At 45.9% G+C, this 14,986-nt stretch carries 11 protein-coding genes and 1 riboswitch; all 11 genes read left to right on the top strand.

Translation table 11 applies throughout. From position 1 onward, the window contains the following. Positions 1-7: 7 nt before the first annotated feature. The 11 genes from NQ489_RS14550 to NQ489_RS14500 all read left to right on the top strand — a co-directional run bounded on the left by NQ489_RS14550 (position 8) and on the right by NQ489_RS14500 (position 14,986). The gene (locus NQ489_RS14550) at positions 8-955 is read left to right on the top strand and encodes a GerMN domain-containing protein (RefSeq protein ID WP_021651566.1); all 948 of its coding nucleotides are present in this window, start codon (positions 8-10) and stop codon (positions 953-955) included. A gap of 44 nt (positions 956-999) precedes the next feature. Continuing rightward, positions 1,000-3,276, top strand: coding sequence for a DNA internalization-related competence protein ComEC/Rec2 (locus NQ489_RS14545; RefSeq protein WP_021651565.1), 2,277 nt, complete (start codon positions 1,000-1,002; stop codon positions 3,274-3,276). Between the two features lie 122 nt (positions 3,277-3,398). Beyond that, on the top strand, positions 3,399-4,778 hold the full coding sequence (locus NQ489_RS14540) for an NAD(P)/FAD-dependent oxidoreductase (RefSeq protein WP_015525975.1): 1,380 nt from the start codon (positions 3,399-3,401) through the stop codon (positions 4,776-4,778). A 319-nt stretch (positions 4,779-5,097) separates the two neighbouring features. Further along, a riboswitch (cobalamin riboswitch) is annotated at positions 5,098-5,272 on the top strand. A 162-nt stretch (positions 5,273-5,434) separates the two neighbouring features. After that, entirely contained in the window at positions 5,435-6,727 is a 1,293-nt protein-coding gene (locus NQ489_RS14535) for a sirohydrochlorin cobaltochelatase (RefSeq protein ID WP_015525974.1), read from the top strand. Between the two features lie 121 nt (positions 6,728-6,848). Beyond that, positions 6,849-7,748 carry a hypothetical protein gene (locus tag NQ489_RS14530; RefSeq protein WP_021651562.1) on the top strand — a complete coding sequence of 300 codons (900 nt, stop codon included), beginning with the start codon at positions 6,849-6,851 and terminating at the stop codon, positions 7,746-7,748. Beyond that, positions 7,745-8,890: an ABC transporter substrate-binding protein gene (locus tag NQ489_RS14525; protein WP_021651561.1), complete on the top strand. Its 1,146-nt coding sequence runs from the start codon at positions 7,745-7,747 to the stop codon at positions 8,888-8,890. Before NQ489_RS14530 ends, NQ489_RS14525 begins: the two co-directional genes overlap by 4 nt. A 97-nt stretch (positions 8,891-8,987) precedes the next feature. Beyond that, positions 8,988-10,007 carry a FecCD family ABC transporter permease gene (locus NQ489_RS14520; protein WP_044961544.1) on the top strand — a complete coding sequence of 340 codons (1,020 nt, stop codon included), beginning with the start codon at positions 8,988-8,990 and terminating at the stop codon, positions 10,005-10,007. A gap of 3 nt (positions 10,008-10,010) precedes the next feature. Further along, positions 10,011-11,114 (top strand): ABC transporter ATP-binding protein, encoded by a 1,104-nt coding sequence (locus tag NQ489_RS14515; RefSeq protein WP_021651559.1) that lies wholly within the window; start codon positions 10,011-10,013, stop codon positions 11,112-11,114. A 245-nt stretch (positions 11,115-11,359) separates the two neighbouring features. Continuing rightward, positions 11,360-13,063: a DUF1002 domain-containing protein gene (locus tag NQ489_RS14510; RefSeq protein ID WP_044961543.1), complete on the top strand. Its 1,704-nt coding sequence runs from the start codon at positions 11,360-11,362 to the stop codon at positions 13,061-13,063. A 232-nt stretch (positions 13,064-13,295) separates the two neighbouring features. Then, positions 13,296-14,498 carry a class I SAM-dependent rRNA methyltransferase gene (locus NQ489_RS14505; protein WP_015525970.1) on the top strand — a complete coding sequence of 401 codons (1,203 nt, stop codon included), beginning with the start codon at positions 13,296-13,298 and terminating at the stop codon, positions 14,496-14,498. Positions 14,499-14,572: 74 nt separating this feature from the next. After that, on the top strand, positions 14,573-14,986 hold the full coding sequence (locus tag NQ489_RS14500; protein ID WP_015525969.1) for a hypothetical protein: 414 nt from the start codon (positions 14,573-14,575) through the stop codon (positions 14,984-14,986).

Below are 14,986 nucleotides of genomic sequence, written 5' to 3'. Positions count from 1 at the left end.
GTACAGCATGAAAAAAACGATTTTGATCATCTGTGTGGCCGCTGCCTGCATCCTTTTTGGTCTGGTTGCTTTCATAGGTTTGTCGGGAAGAAATAAAAACGAAGAACAGCAGTATAGATTTTATTATATCAACAGCGATGAAACGAGACTGAAAGAAGAAAAATATACTCCGGAGAAGGAAACAACAGAAGTGATGCTGCGCAATTTTTCCGAGAGTCTGAATAACCGTGAGACCCGGGAAGACGGAATTTCACTTTTTCCGGATGGGGTAAAGATTTCTTCTTATTCCATACAGGATGGAGTCCTGAACGTAGAATTCAATGAGGCCTATGATAAAATGTCACGTACCAGAGAACTTCTGGTGCGGGCAGGTATAGTGAAGATCTTTTTACAGGTTCCAGGAGTGGATTCTGTGGAGATCTATGTGGGTAAAAAGCCGCTGACAGATACCAGGGGTGAAGAAGTGGGAGCCATGAACAACGACACCTTTGTGGAGTTTTCCGGGTCCGATGGGGATGTGTACAGCTATGACACCTTTACTCTGTATTTCACAAATAAAAACGGAGATAAACTGGTAGCGGAACAGAGAAGTGTCCGCTACAGACGAAATCTTCCGAAGGCTACGGTGGTTTTGGAGCAGCTTGCAAGAGGTCCGCTGGAAAAAGGACATTATCCTACAATACCGGAGAATTCAGAGGTACTTTCCCTGACGAGAGCAAACGGAATCTGCTATGTGGATTATAATTCCGTATTTCAGGATTATGCGCTGGATGTTTCGGAACAGATTGCCGTGTATTCGGTGGTAAATACGCTGATCGCGGCAACGGATGTGGACAAAGTTGAGATTTCCATCGAAGGAAACAAGGAAGTGACCTTTGGCCAGAATATGCAGCTTTATAAGTTCTATGAATGGAACGACAGCCTGCTGGCACACACAAAGGCTAAAAAAGAATAGAAAAAATAAAACATTTCAAAATATCAGAAAACGGGAGAACATTTATGGCGAAAAGGCCGATGTGTCTTTTGTGTTTTCTTATGGTGCTGAGTCTTGGCGCACTGGAGCTTATGGGGATTCCTCTGATCAGGGGGAATCCCCTTCCGTTAAATGTGCAGGAGCAGATCGAAGCGCACCCTGGTTCCATAATCTGCGGGGAGGTGGAACAGTATGAAAACACAGAATTTTCCCAGTCTGTTTATCTGAAAAAAACATATCTTATCCATCAGTCAAAAAAGTTTCCAATTGAAAATGTAAGAATATTTCTCAAAAAAGAAGAAAATCTGAAACCGGGAATGCGGATCCTGGTCAAGGGAACGTTGAAAAGAGTGGAAGGTCCTGCGAATCCGGGGGGCTTTGACAGCCAACACTTTTATGCCTGTCGTCATATTTATTATTTTATGAAGAACGCTGTGCTCCAAAAGAAAACAGCAGTGTATTCCGGCTACAGGCAGCTCCTTTTGGAGATAAAAGAAAGCTGCAGACAGATCCTGAAGGAAGCTGCAGGAAAAGATGCGCCTGTTTTTTGTGCCATGACGCTTGGAGACAAACAGGAACTGGATCCGGAAACACAGATGCGCTATCAGCTGGCCGGAATCATACATATCCTTGCCATCAGCGGACTTCATATCAGTATTCTGGGAATGGGGCTTTACAACCTTCTAAAGAAGATGGGACTGGGAATCTGGCCTGCCGGGATTTTTTCTCTGGGAGTGATGCTGCAGTATGGGATCATGACCGGAGGGAGTGTTTCCACCATGCGTGCAGTAACTATGTTTCTGATCGCCATGGGAGCCAGGATCACCGGACGGATCTATGATATGATGAGTGCTCTTTCCGTAACTGCCATGATGATCCTTGTGGAATCTCCGGCCTATCTCCTGGACAGTGGATTTCTTCTGTCCTTTGGCTGTGTTCTGGGAATGGGGCTCGCTGCGAAAAAGATCTGTGCCCTTGCAGGAGCGGAGAAAAAATGGACAAAGGCACTGGTAAGTCCTATAGCTCTTCAGCTTGTGACTCTGCCGGTGATGCTGAAGTTTTTCGGAGAAGTCTCTATTGCCGGATTTATCCTGAATCTGTTGGTGCTTCCAAGTGTGGGGGTAGTGCTGACTGGAGGAATGGTGGCGCTGTTGCTGGGAATTCTCAGTATTCCTGCGGCAAAACTGGTAATCCTGCCGGCAAGGGTACTGCTGCTTTTTTATGAATATCTCTGCAGTCTGGCAGGAAGATCAGGATGGAGTACTTGGATCGGAGGGGAGCCGGAAATATGGCAGATTGTGGTATATTATGGCTTTTTGATAATAGTCCTGTTTATGGGACAGTATATAAAAGAACAGCTCCGGAAGAAAAAAGCAGTCAGTGAGGAAACGGAGTTATCAGAGGAGCGGGCGGAAGCAGGTTGTTGGAAGCTATATGCTATCCGGATAACAGCCGGTATTTTTCTGGCAGTCGGAATCCTGATACTGGGATATCATCCAGCAGGAAGTCTGAAGGTGATCTGCCTGGATGTAGGACAAGGTGACGGTATTCTTGTGGAGACCCCGGAGGATCACCATTTTCTGATTGACGGAGGAAGCAGCAGCCAGTCGGATCTTGGAAGATACTGCCTTTTGCCGGCATTGAAAAGTCAGGGGATTTCCTGGCTGGATGGGATTTTTATTTCCCATACAGATCAGGATCATATCAACGGTGTGAAGGAGCTTCTGGAATATATGGGAAAAGGTCTTACAACCATCCGGGCCGGATATCTGATCCTGCCTGCCTGGGCGGAAAGACCAGATGCGTGGAGGGAGCTTGCAGAGGCAGCAAAAACAGCCGGAGTTAAGGTCGTGACAGCAGTAAAAGGGGATGAATTGCCTTGCGGCAAAGTATCTTTTTCTGTTCTGTGGCCGGAGAAAAATGCCACAGGAAAAGATGTGAATGAGGAAGCTATGGTGATGGAGTTGTCTTTTGGAGATTTTCAGATGCTTTTTACCGGAGATATCGGTGCAGATACGGAGAAAAAGCTTCTGGCAGCCGGGGGGCTTGAGGATGTTGACTGTCTGAAGGTGGGACATCACGGTTCCCGTTATTCTACCACAGAAGCATTTCTTGAGAAAATAAAGCCGGAAGTGGCGATCATTTCCTGTTCGCTCACCAACACCTACGGACATCCGTCACCGGAAACCGTAGAGCGGCTTAAAGAGGCCGGAAGTCAGGTGGAATACACCATGAAAAACGGTGCTATTACCGTGGAAACAGATGGAAGAAAGCTTAAGATCGGAAGGTTCCGGAAGGATTGAGGATTTTTTTCCAAAACCGAAAAAAAACGGTGACTTTTGAACACGTTTATTGTAGAATAGACAGGGTTTGTGCAAAAACAAAGCACTGAAAATGTGCAATACAAGATAAGGAGTTTTTATTTATGAAATATGATGTACTGATCGTAGGAGCAGGTCCCGGTGGAATCTTTGCGGCCTATGAACTGATGAATAATGATCCGGAGAAAAAGATCGCGGTTTTTGAAGCTGGTCATCCTCTGGAAAAAAGAAAATGTCCCATCGACGGAAAGAAAGTAAAATCCTGTATCCACTGCAAAACCTGTGCGATCATGAAGGGATTTGGCGGTGCAGGCGCTTTCTCCGACGGAAAATACAATATCACCAATCAGTTTGGCGGAACTCTGTACCAGCATATCGGCAAGGATACAGCTACAGAGCTGATGGAATATGTAGATAAACTGAACCTGATGCATGGCGGTGAGGGAACCAAACTTTATTCTACCACAAACAGCGAGATCCGTAAGCTCTGCCTTCAGAACGGCCTGCATCTTCTGGATGCATCAGTCCGCCATCTGGGAACAGATATCAACTATGTGGTACTTCAGAACCTCTATGAAAAAATGAAAGACCATGTGGACTTCTATTTTGACGCATCTGTTGACAAAGTAGAAAAAACTGAAGACGGTTATGCAGTTTTTGTAGGAGATGAGCGTTACGAGGGAACTTACTGTATCATCTCCGCAGGACGAAGCGGAAGTAAATGGATGGAGACGGTATGTACAGAGCTTAAGATCCCGACTCTTTCCAACCGTGTGGACATCGGAGTCCGTGTGGAGCTTCCGGCAGAGGTTTTCAGCCGTCTGACAGATGAGCTTTATGAGAGCAAGATCGTTTACAGAACTGAGAAGTTTGAGGATATGGTCCGTACCTTCTGCATGAACCCGCGAGGTGTTGTCGTGAATGAAAATACCAACGGTATCATCACAGTAAACGGTCACAGCTACGAAGATCCGGCAAAGCATACCAACAATACAAACTTTGCCCTTCTGGTATCCAAGCATTTCTCAGAGCCGTTCCATGACAGCAACGGATACGGTGAGAGCATTGCAAGACTTTCCAATATGCTTGGCGGTGGTGTTATGGTACAGCGGTTTGGAGATCTGATCCGCGGAAGACGAAGCACAAAAGCCCGTATTGAGGAAAGTTTCGTAACACCTACACTTTCTGCGACACCGGGAGATTTAAGTCTTGTTATGCCGAAACGTATCCTGGATGGCATCATCGAGATGATCTATGCTCTGGATAAGATCGCACCGGGAACCGCGGATGACGATACTTTGCTTTATGGCGTGGAGGTTAAATTCTACAACATGGAGGTTGAGATCGACGAAAATCTGGAAACCTGCCACAAGGGTCTCTTTGTTATCGGAGACTGCAGCGGCGTGACCCATTCTCTGTCCCATGCATCTGCCAGCGGAGTCTACGTAGCCAGATACCTGGAGCAGGAGTATTTTAACAGATAAACTGCAAAGCAGTTTATCTGTTATGAGCAAGTAGCGAAGCGGATTGCGAATATCCAGTGTAAGACAGTCCTTTTCTGATATCAGGGTGATGACAGAAAGGGGCTGTTTTTTATGCAGGATGTGCATGAATATTGGAGAAAGTATTCTGATAATAACTGACAGATACAGGGAGAAAACCGGTTACTGTTCACTGGTAATATTTCGCGAGGTGTTTTTGGTGAGCGAAGATCACAGAAAACCGTGAATCGTCTGACATCAATCTTGACAAATTTATGAGTTTGTGGTAAAAGTTAGATAACCAGGTAAAAGAAAATATGTGCAAATGTTATAATGATAAGGTTGCATCCAGTCGGATGTGCAAAAGAGAATCCGGTGAGAATCCGGAACGATACCGTCACTGTGAAAGGGGAGCTGCTTTTATAACCACTGGGAGACCGGGAAGGGAAAGCAGCGTGGAACCAAGTCAGGAGAACTGCCTTATTGTGAGATTCAGGGATTCGCGGTTTACGAATCGGTATTCTCCATAACAATACAGAACTTCTTTTTATGTATTTGTATTGCGCAGAGAATCATGTGTGAGCAGGCGGCCGCAGAGAGCTGCTGCTTTTTTGTACATATCAGTATTCTGGAAATACATGAAAAGAGGACAATGAGAAATGAAAAGAAAAACAATGTTAGCTCTGATGCTCGCAGTTTCCATGACATGCTCTATGGGTGCGGCTACAACAGCAATGGCAGCAGAGGATTCTGCTACAGAAGAGAACGCTGAGGCAGCTGATACCACAGAGGCTTCTGATGCAGATCAGGAAGCAGCAGATAATGTAGCAGCTCTGATCGACAAGATCTATGTACAGGAAAGAAACGACACAACAGATGAGGACTGCAAGGCAGCCAAAGAAGCATGGGATGCTCTGACAGATGCTCAGAAAGAACTGGTAGAGGGTGAGAATGCAGATCCGGATTATTTCGGACGTGACACAGGAGATGCTTCCAAGGACGATCCGCGTAACCAGGATGAGATCGGTGAGAATGAACTTCTTGTTGTAAGCTTTGGTACTTCCTTCAATGACAGCCGTGCAGAGGATGTCAAGGGAATCGAGGATGCTCTTGCAGAAGCTTATCCGGACTGGTCTGTAAGAAGAGCATTTACAGCACAGATCATCATCAACCATGTAGAGGCAAGAGATGATGAAGTGATCGATAACATGCAGCAGGCTCTTGACCGTGCAGTAGAGAATGGTGTTAAGAATCTGGTTGTACAGCCTACCCATCTGATGCATGGTGCTGAGTACGATGAGATGACAGAAGCGATCAATGGCTATAAAGATAAATTCGAGTCTGTAGCTATCGCAGAGCCAATGCTCGGTGAGGTTGGAGACGATGCAACTGTGATCAATGATGACAAGAAAGCCGTTGCTCAGGCGATCACAGATACGGCTTGCAAAGAGGCCGGATTTGACAGCATGGATGCAGCAGCTGAGGCTGGCACAGCATTCGTATTCATGGGACATGGAACATCTCATACAGCTAACGTTACATACGATCAGATGCAGACACAGATGGAAAACCTTGGATTGAAGAACGCATTCATCGGTACTGTAGAGGGTAAGCCGGAAGATACAGCCTGCGACAAGGTTATCGAGAAGGTAAAAGAAGCAGGATACAAGAACGTTGTTCTTCGTCCGCTGATGGTTGTTGCCGGAGACCATGCAAATAACGATATGGCCGGTGATGAGGAGGATTCCTGGAAGAGCCAGTTTGTAGCATCCGGAAACTTCGATAAGGTTGACTGCCAGATCGAGGGTCTTGGAAGAATCGAAGCAGTTGAGAAGCTTTATGTAGAGCATACAAAGGCAGCCATCGATTCTCTGGGAAGCACTGAGGAGTCCGCAGATTCTGATGCAGCAGCAGATACAGAGGCTGATTCTGCTGAGGAGTCCGCAGAATAATAAATATAAAAATATCTGAGTGAGTTCAGATACCTATAAGAAATCAATGTAACTGCCCGGAAAGATCAGGAAGACTGTTTTCCGGGCAGATTGCTGTATCTATGGAAGGGAGAAGATTATCATGAAAAAACGCTATGTAAACTTAATTCTTGCAATGGCAAGTGCATCAGTCCTGGTGCTGGGCTCTGTGCCTGCGATGGCAAAAACAGATGAAACAAAAACAGAGTCCGGTGAGGAAGCAGAAGCTTCCGAAGAAAAGGATACAGATGCAGCCAAAGCAGATACCCTGGAAGATGGCGTTTATACAGCAGAGTTTGGTACAGACAGCAGCATGTTTCATGTAAATGAGGCCAATGACAAAAAAGGAGAGCTCACGGTCAAAGATGGTAAAATGACCATCCACGTAAGTCTGGTTTCCAAGAAGATCGTTAACCTGTTTGCGGGAACTGCCGAGGATGCCCAGAAGGACGGAGCAGAGATCATTGAGCCGACCACAGATACAGTGAAGTACAGCGATGGTTATACAGAGGAGGTTTACGGATTTGATATCCCGGTACCGGCCATTGGTGAGGAATTTAACGTGGCGATCCTGGGAGAAAAAGGCAAATGGTACGACCATAAAGTCAGCGTAAAGAATCCTGTAAAAACCTCTGACGACAAAAAATCCGAAGGGAAAAAACCGGAAGAGCTGAAGCTGGAGGACGGAACCTATGAGACGGATGTAACCCTTACAGGCGGAACAGGAAGAGCATCTGTAGAATCTCCAGCTAAAGTAGAGATCAAGGGCAAAGAAGCTACGGCAACCATCATCTGGAGCAGTCCGAATTATGATTACATGATCGTGGACGGCGAAAAATATGAGCCGGTGAACAAAGACGGAAACTCCACATTTGAGATCCCGGTCACAGTCTTTGACGCAGAAATGGAAGTGACTGCAGATACTGTAGCCATGAGTACTCCTCACGAGATTGAGTATACCCTGAATTTTGATTCTTCAAGCATGAAAAAGGAAGAAAAATGAAAAAAATAATTTCATACATATTTCTGACGCTGACCCTGATCCTGGGGTGTGCTTTTGCAGTGCAGGCAGCAGAGACAGAACATAAGCCTGCGGATATTCCAGGCCTTACCTTTGACCACAGTATGGATCTTTTCTACGCAAAGGAATTTAATGTGGATTACTACAACGATGGCTATGCGCTGCTCACCATTGATCAGGAAGGACAGTTTCTTGTAGTTCCCGAAGGCAAGAAAGCACCGGAGGGGCTGGATCCTGACATTGCGGTTCTGCAGCAGCCCATAAACAATATCTATCTGGTAGCAACCTCGGCCATGGATCTTTTCCGCGCTATCGACGGGATTGACAGCATCAAGCTTTCCGGAACCAAGGAAGACGGATGGTATATCCAGGAAGCAAAGGACGCCATGGAACAGAAAAAGATGATCTATGCCGGCAAGTACAATGCTCCGGATTACGAGCTGATCCTGAACGAGGGCTGTGACCTTGCCATTGAATCCACCATGATCCATCACAATCCGGAGGTACAGGAGAAACTGGAGCAGTTCGGGATCCCTGTAATGGTAGAGCGTTCCAGCTATGAGAGTCATCCTCTTGGAAGGACCGAGTGGATGAAGCTTTACGCAGTTCTTCTGGGAAAAGAAGATGTAGCAGAAAAGGTTTTCAAAGAGCAGACGGACAAGCTGGATAAGGTTCTCACAGCAGATAAAACAGACAAGACCGTAGCGTTCTTTTATATCAACTCCGTAGGTGCGGTAAATATAAGAAAAAGCGGCGACTATGTTTCAGAAATGATCTCTCTTGCAGGGGGAAATTATGTTCCGGAGGATACGGGAGTAAATGACAATGCTCTTTCCACCATGAATATGCAGATGGAAGAGTTTTATGCCAAGGCGAAGGATGCAGACTATATCATCTACAACAGTACGATCGACGGGGAACTTAAGACCATTGATGAGCTTCTTTCCAAAAGTAAGCTTCTTGCAGATTTCAAGGCAGTGAAGAACGGAAATGTCTGGTGCACAGGTAAAAATCTCTTCCAGGAAACTACCGGACTTGGAACCATGATCGAGGATATCCACACCATGCTGACTACAGATGATGATTCTCTGGATGAGCTGACCTATATGCATAAACTGAAATAAATTCCAGTGTTCGCTTTAACTCCTTTGCCAGTTTCCACCTGTGAGCAGGAAACGAAAGGACAGGATAACAAAACAGAAGAGGAGTGTACCAGAAAAAATGAATGACAGAAAACGCGCAGTCCGATACGGGATCTCTTTTGTGATCCTTGCGGTACTTTTAATCTTTTTATTTATATGGAATGTAAATTCCGGAAGTATCCACCTCTCTGTGAAGGAGATCCTGAATATCATATTCCGGCATCAGGGAGATGAAACTTCTTATAATATCGTCTGGGAGATCCGTCTTCCCAGGATACTGGCAGTGATCATCCTTGGCGGAGCACTTTCTGTTTCCGGATTTTTGCTGCAGACCTTTTTTAACAACCCTATCGCGGGACCCTTTGTATTGGGAATCTCTTCCGGTGCCAAGCTGATCGTGGCGCTTCTGATGATCTTTTTTTTAAGCAGATCGGTGTCCATCGGTTCCGGTGCCATGATCCTGGCTGCTTTTGCAGGCTCAATGATCTCCATGGGCTTTGTGCTCCTTGTGGCAAAAAAAGTCCACAACATGTCCATGCTGGTCATCAGTGGTGTTATGATCGGCTATATCTGTTCGGCCATCACAGACTTTGTGGTGACCTTTGCAGATGATTCCAACATAGTCAATCTTCACAATTGGTCACTGGGTAGCTTTTCCGGTATGACCTGGGGGAATGTGCAGACTATGGCTGCTGTGGTACTTCTTACCATGGTGATCGTATTTTTTATGTCAAAACCGATCAGCGCCTATCAGCTGGGGGAGACTTACGCGCAGAATATGGGAGTTAATATCAAGGCTTTCCGGATACTTCTGATCCTGCTTTCCAGTATTCTTTCTGCCTGTGTGACTGCTTTTGCAGGGCCGATCTCCTTCGTGGGGATCGCTGTGCCTCATATTGCAAAAAGTCTCCTGAAGACTGCCAAACCGCTGCTTGTGATCCCGGCCTGTTTTCTGGGCGGTGCAGTGTTCTGCCTGTTCTGTGACCTGATCGCAAGAACTGTATTTGCACCGACGGAGCTGAGCATCAGTTCTGTGACAGCAGTTTTCGGAGCACCGGTAGTTATCTATATCATGATTCGCAGACAGCAGAGGATATAAACGATGAAATCATATTTTTTTTATACAGATCAGCTGACCGTAGGCTATGATGGAAAACCGCTGATCAAAGAAATCAATATTCAGCTGAATAAAGGAGAAATCCTGACACTGATCGGTCCCAACGGTGCCGGAAAATCTACTATTTTGAAGAGTATCACAAGACAGCTTTCCCTGATCAGCGGAACGGTATATCTGGAACAGGAACAGATGAGCCGGATGACCAACAGGGAAGTGTCAAAAAAACTGGCTGTAGTACTTACCGAGCGCATGCGACCGGAGCTTATGACCTGTGAGGATGTGGTATCCACCGGACGATATCCCTATACCGGAACTCTCGGGATCCTTTCCGCAGAGGACAAGGAAAAAGTTAAAAGTGCCATGGAGATGGTTCACGCCTGGGATCTGAAGGATCGGGATTTTACAGCCATCAGTGACGGACAGAGACAGCGTATCCTTCTGGCACGCGCCATCTGCCAGGAACCGGAGATCATTATCCTGGATGAACCGACCTCCTTCCTGGATATCCGGCATAAGCTGGAGCTTCTTGCCATTTTGAAGAAGATGGTATTGGAAAAACAGATGACGGTGATCATGTCCCTTCATGAGCTGGATCTTGCCCAGAAGATTTCTGACCAGGTGATCTGTGTTCATGGAGATCACATTGAGAAATATGGTGCACCGGAGGAAATCTTTACTTCCGATTATATTCGGAAGCTTTATGGCATCACCCGTGGAAGCTATAATGCAGAATTCGGCTGCGTGGAAATGGAACCTCCGGCCGGAAAACCGGAGGTGTTTGTGATCGGAGGAAATGGAAGCGGGATTCCGGTATATCGGAAGCTGCAGCGACAGGGGATTCCTTTTGTGACCGGAGTTCTCCATACCAATGATGCGGATTATCAGGTGGCAAAAGAACTGGCTGCAAAAGTGATCACGGAGAAGCCTTTTGAATGCATTTCGGAGTCTGCCTTTGAAGAAGCACTGGAGTTCCTGGGAAAATGTGAAAAAGTGTACTGTCCGCTGAAGGATTTTGGTATCATGAATGAAAAAAACCGGGAATTGTTGAAAAAAGCAAAAGAAACCGGAAAATTAAACCAGATCAGATAAGTTCTCTGGGAAAATGAGAAAAGCAATAAAACGCTGTCAGAAATGAGTAATATAATTTCCGGCAGCGTTTTTTATATAATATAAATTACAAATATTTCAGCAGCTGTGTTATAATATGACAAGAACGACAGATCGTGAAGCGCTCGCATTCGTGGAGATGTAAGTAACGAAGAGGAATGTCCGCTTTACACCGCAAAAGTTAAGTAGATACAATCGATCCGAAAAAATATATGGAGGGAAGATCAATGAAAAAAAGAAACATGATCGCAGCTCTGCTCTGCAGTGCATGCCTTGTGGCAGGAAGTGTAAATCCCGTATTTGCAGATGCCTCGAAGGTAGTAACACTTGGAGCAGATCTTACGGATGCCCAGAAGCAGACAATGATGAAATATTTTAATGTAAGTTCCGATCAGGTGCAGGTGATGACCATTACAAATGAGGATGAGCATAAACACCTGGATAATATCGCACCACAGTCACAGATCGGTTCCAGAACTTTGAGCTGTGCCTATGTGAAGCCTACACAGTCCGGCGGGATCAAGGTCCGCACAGCAAATCTGAACTGGGTGACAGGTAATATGATCGCAACGACACTTTCTACATCCGGTGTGAAGAACTGTGAAGTAGTTGCTGCCTGCCCGATGGAAGTATCCGGAACAGGCGCACTTACCGGCATCCAGATGGCATATGAGAAGGCCAGTGGAGAGAAGCTGGATGAGACCAAGACGAAGCTTGCCAACCAGGAGATCGTAACCACCGGTGAGCTTGCAGATAAGGTTGGTAAAAATGAGGCGACAACAGTTGTAAACCAGTCCAAGATGGATGTGATCCAGAACGGAGTACAGAATGCAGATGAGATTCAGAATATTGTCATCAATGTGGCTGAGCAGAACAATATTTCCGTAAGCCAGGACGATATTGACAGGATCGTGTCTCTTCTGAAGCAGATCTCACAGCAGGATTACAATTATGATGATGTGAAGGAAACACTGGAGCAGGTAGATGCCAATACCACAGGCCAGACTTCTTCCTCTGATGATACGCTGGATGGCGAGAGCAGTGATGAAACCGTAGATGTGGATGCAGATTCTTCTGATGATATCGTCAACAATGTAAATGACAGCATTCTTGGTGACGATGTGATCCAGAGCTCCACAGAGGATCCGGGTCTTGAGGAAGAAACAGGAGCAGATTCTCAGGATACAAGCAATGAGACCGGAATCCCGGATGCTACCGACGACGGAACCTATAGCAATGAGGAAAACTCGGACGAAAGCAGCACAGACGAAAGTACCTCTGATGAGAGCAGTACAGAGGATAGTGCATCCGACGAGAGCAGTACAGACGAAAGTGCTTCTGACGAGAACAGCACAGATGAAAGCGCTTCTGATGAGGCTGCATCCGATGAGACCGGAATCCCGGAGGCAACAGAAGATACAGAATCTTCAGAAAGTACAGAGGGCTCAGACCAGGCAGACAGTGCAGAAAACGATACTTCTGTGCTCAGTGAAGAAGCAAAGAACAATTATGACAAATTTGTCCTCTTTGTAAAAGGCGAGTATGAGGGAGATGCAGATTCCCTTCTCGCTGCAACGGAGGATACAGAGGCAGTGGCAACGGTAACACTGGATGAGCAGACAGCGAAGAGTGTGGCAGAAACTGTTGAGAAGGATTATTATGATATCCTGAAGGATGGTACAGAATCCTATGAGGCAGATGGTACAGAAAAATATCAGAGTACAGAGCTGAATATGATGGATCAGAAGCTGAAGAAGCTGTTCGGTATTGACAGTTCCCAGGAGGACACAGAGGCCACAGACGTGACAGCAGCTATTCTTGCAGATGTTCCCCAGGAAGATAAGCAGACACTTTATAAAGAAACCATGAAATATCTGGCAGGTCTTTACGGCGAGAACACGGACTCTTCTGAGGAATCCGCAGCAGAATAAAAGATTTACAGAAAAAGAGATAAAAAATACCGCAGCAGAGAAAACAACCTCTGCTGCGGTATTTTTTGTCGTGCCGGAAAGATATCATGAAAATTTTGTGATTTACGACAAGGATTTGTGTAAGCACTGGAAAAATGGATTTTTCTGTGATAAAATTGACCGTAAATCGGTTTTGTGGACTCATACATCGCAAACCGTGATAGGGAAACGAGAAAGGGAAAAGGTAGAATTTATGAGCCTGGCAGTAGTAACATTAAAAAAAGGCGAAGGCAGATTCCTGAAATCAGGAGGCCTCTGGGTATATGACAATGAGATCGCAAGCATCATGGGAAGTTTTGTGAACGGAGATATCGTTCTTGTCCGGGACTTTGACGGATATCCGATGGGAAGAGGATTTATCAACACCAATTCCAAGATCACAGTCCGTATGCTTACCAGAGATGAGCGTACAGAGATCAGTCCGGAATTTTTGAAACAACGTGTCCGCGACGCATGGGAGTATCGTAAGAAGGTAGTAGATACCGGAAGCTGCCGTGTGATCTTCGGAGAAGCAGACTTTCTTCCGGGTCTTGTTGTGGATAAGTTTTCAGATGTGCTTGTTGTACAGTCTCTTGCACTGGGAATCGACCGTCTTAAAGAAACGATCATAGATGCACTGAAGGAAGTCCTTGCTGAGGATGGGATCCGGATCCGTGGAGTCTATGAGCGGAGTGATGCAAAGGTACGCCGCCAGGAAGGAATGGAACTTACCAAGGGATTTATCGGAGAAGAATTTCCGACACTTGTTCAGATTGAAGAGAACGGTGTGAAATATGAAGTAGATATCAGGGACGGGCAGAAGACCGGATTTTTCCTGGATCAGAAATATAACCGTCTTGCTATCCAGAAGCTCTGCAAGGGGGCGAAGGTTCTGGACTGCTTTACACATACCGGCTCTTTTGCCCTGAATGCGGGAATTGCAGGGGCACAGAGTGTTCTCGGTGTGGATGCGTCGGAAACTGCAGTCCTGCAGGCAAGAAGAAACGCCAGTCTGAACGGCCTGGACGGAACAGTGAAATTCCTCTGTGAGGATGTTTTTGAACTTCTTCCCGAGCTTGAGGAGAAGGGAGAGAAATTTGATGTTGTGGTACTGGATCCTCCGGCATTTACGAAATCCAGAAGCTCTGTAAAAAATGCTATCAAGGGATACCGTGAGATCAATCTCCGTGCAATGCGTCTTGTAAAGGACGGCGGATTTCTCGCAACTTGTTCCTGCTCTCATTTTATGACGTATGAGCTGTTTACACAGACCATCGGTCAGGCAGCGAAGAATGTCCATAAGAGACTGCGCCAGGTAGAGTACCGTACACAGGCACCGGATCATCCGATCCTATGGTCAGCAGATGAGTCCTATTATCTGAAATTCTACATTTTCCAGGTATGCAATGACCGTTAGGAACTGCCATCCGGATTTTTTTACGGAAATTTTTGGGCAGTGCCGTCTGGCAGTGAAAAGGAGATGCAGATCATATGAGAGACAAATTCAATAAATTTATGCAGGGACGTTATGGAGTGGATGATCTTTCCAGGTTCACCATGGGAGTCGCACTGGTTCTGATCATTCTGGCAATGTTTGCTAATATATTCAGCAGAACTGTCGGCAGCACCCTTGACATTCTCGGGGTCGCAGCGATCGTATATGCATATATACGTATTTTTTCCAGAAATATCCAGCAGCGTTATGCCGAAAATCAGAAATTCCTTCAGATGACGTCAAAGTTCCGTTTTCGCTTTAATAAAGAAAAGGATCTGATGAAGCAGAGAAAGACCCATCATATCTACAGCTGTCCGGGCTGCGGACAGAAGATACGTATTCCAAAGGGAAAGGGCAAGATCGAGATCGAATGTCCGAAATGCCACACAAAATTCGTAAAAAGGAGCTGA

The sequence above is a fragment of the Blautia sp. KLE_1732_HM_1032 genome (assembly GCF_025147905.1).
Classification (GTDB): Bacteria; Bacillota; Clostridia; order Lachnospirales; family Lachnospiraceae; genus Blautia_A; species Blautia_A fusiformis.
Note: the sequence above shows the minus strand (reverse complement) of the source record. Positions and strands in the feature narration are given on the sequence as shown.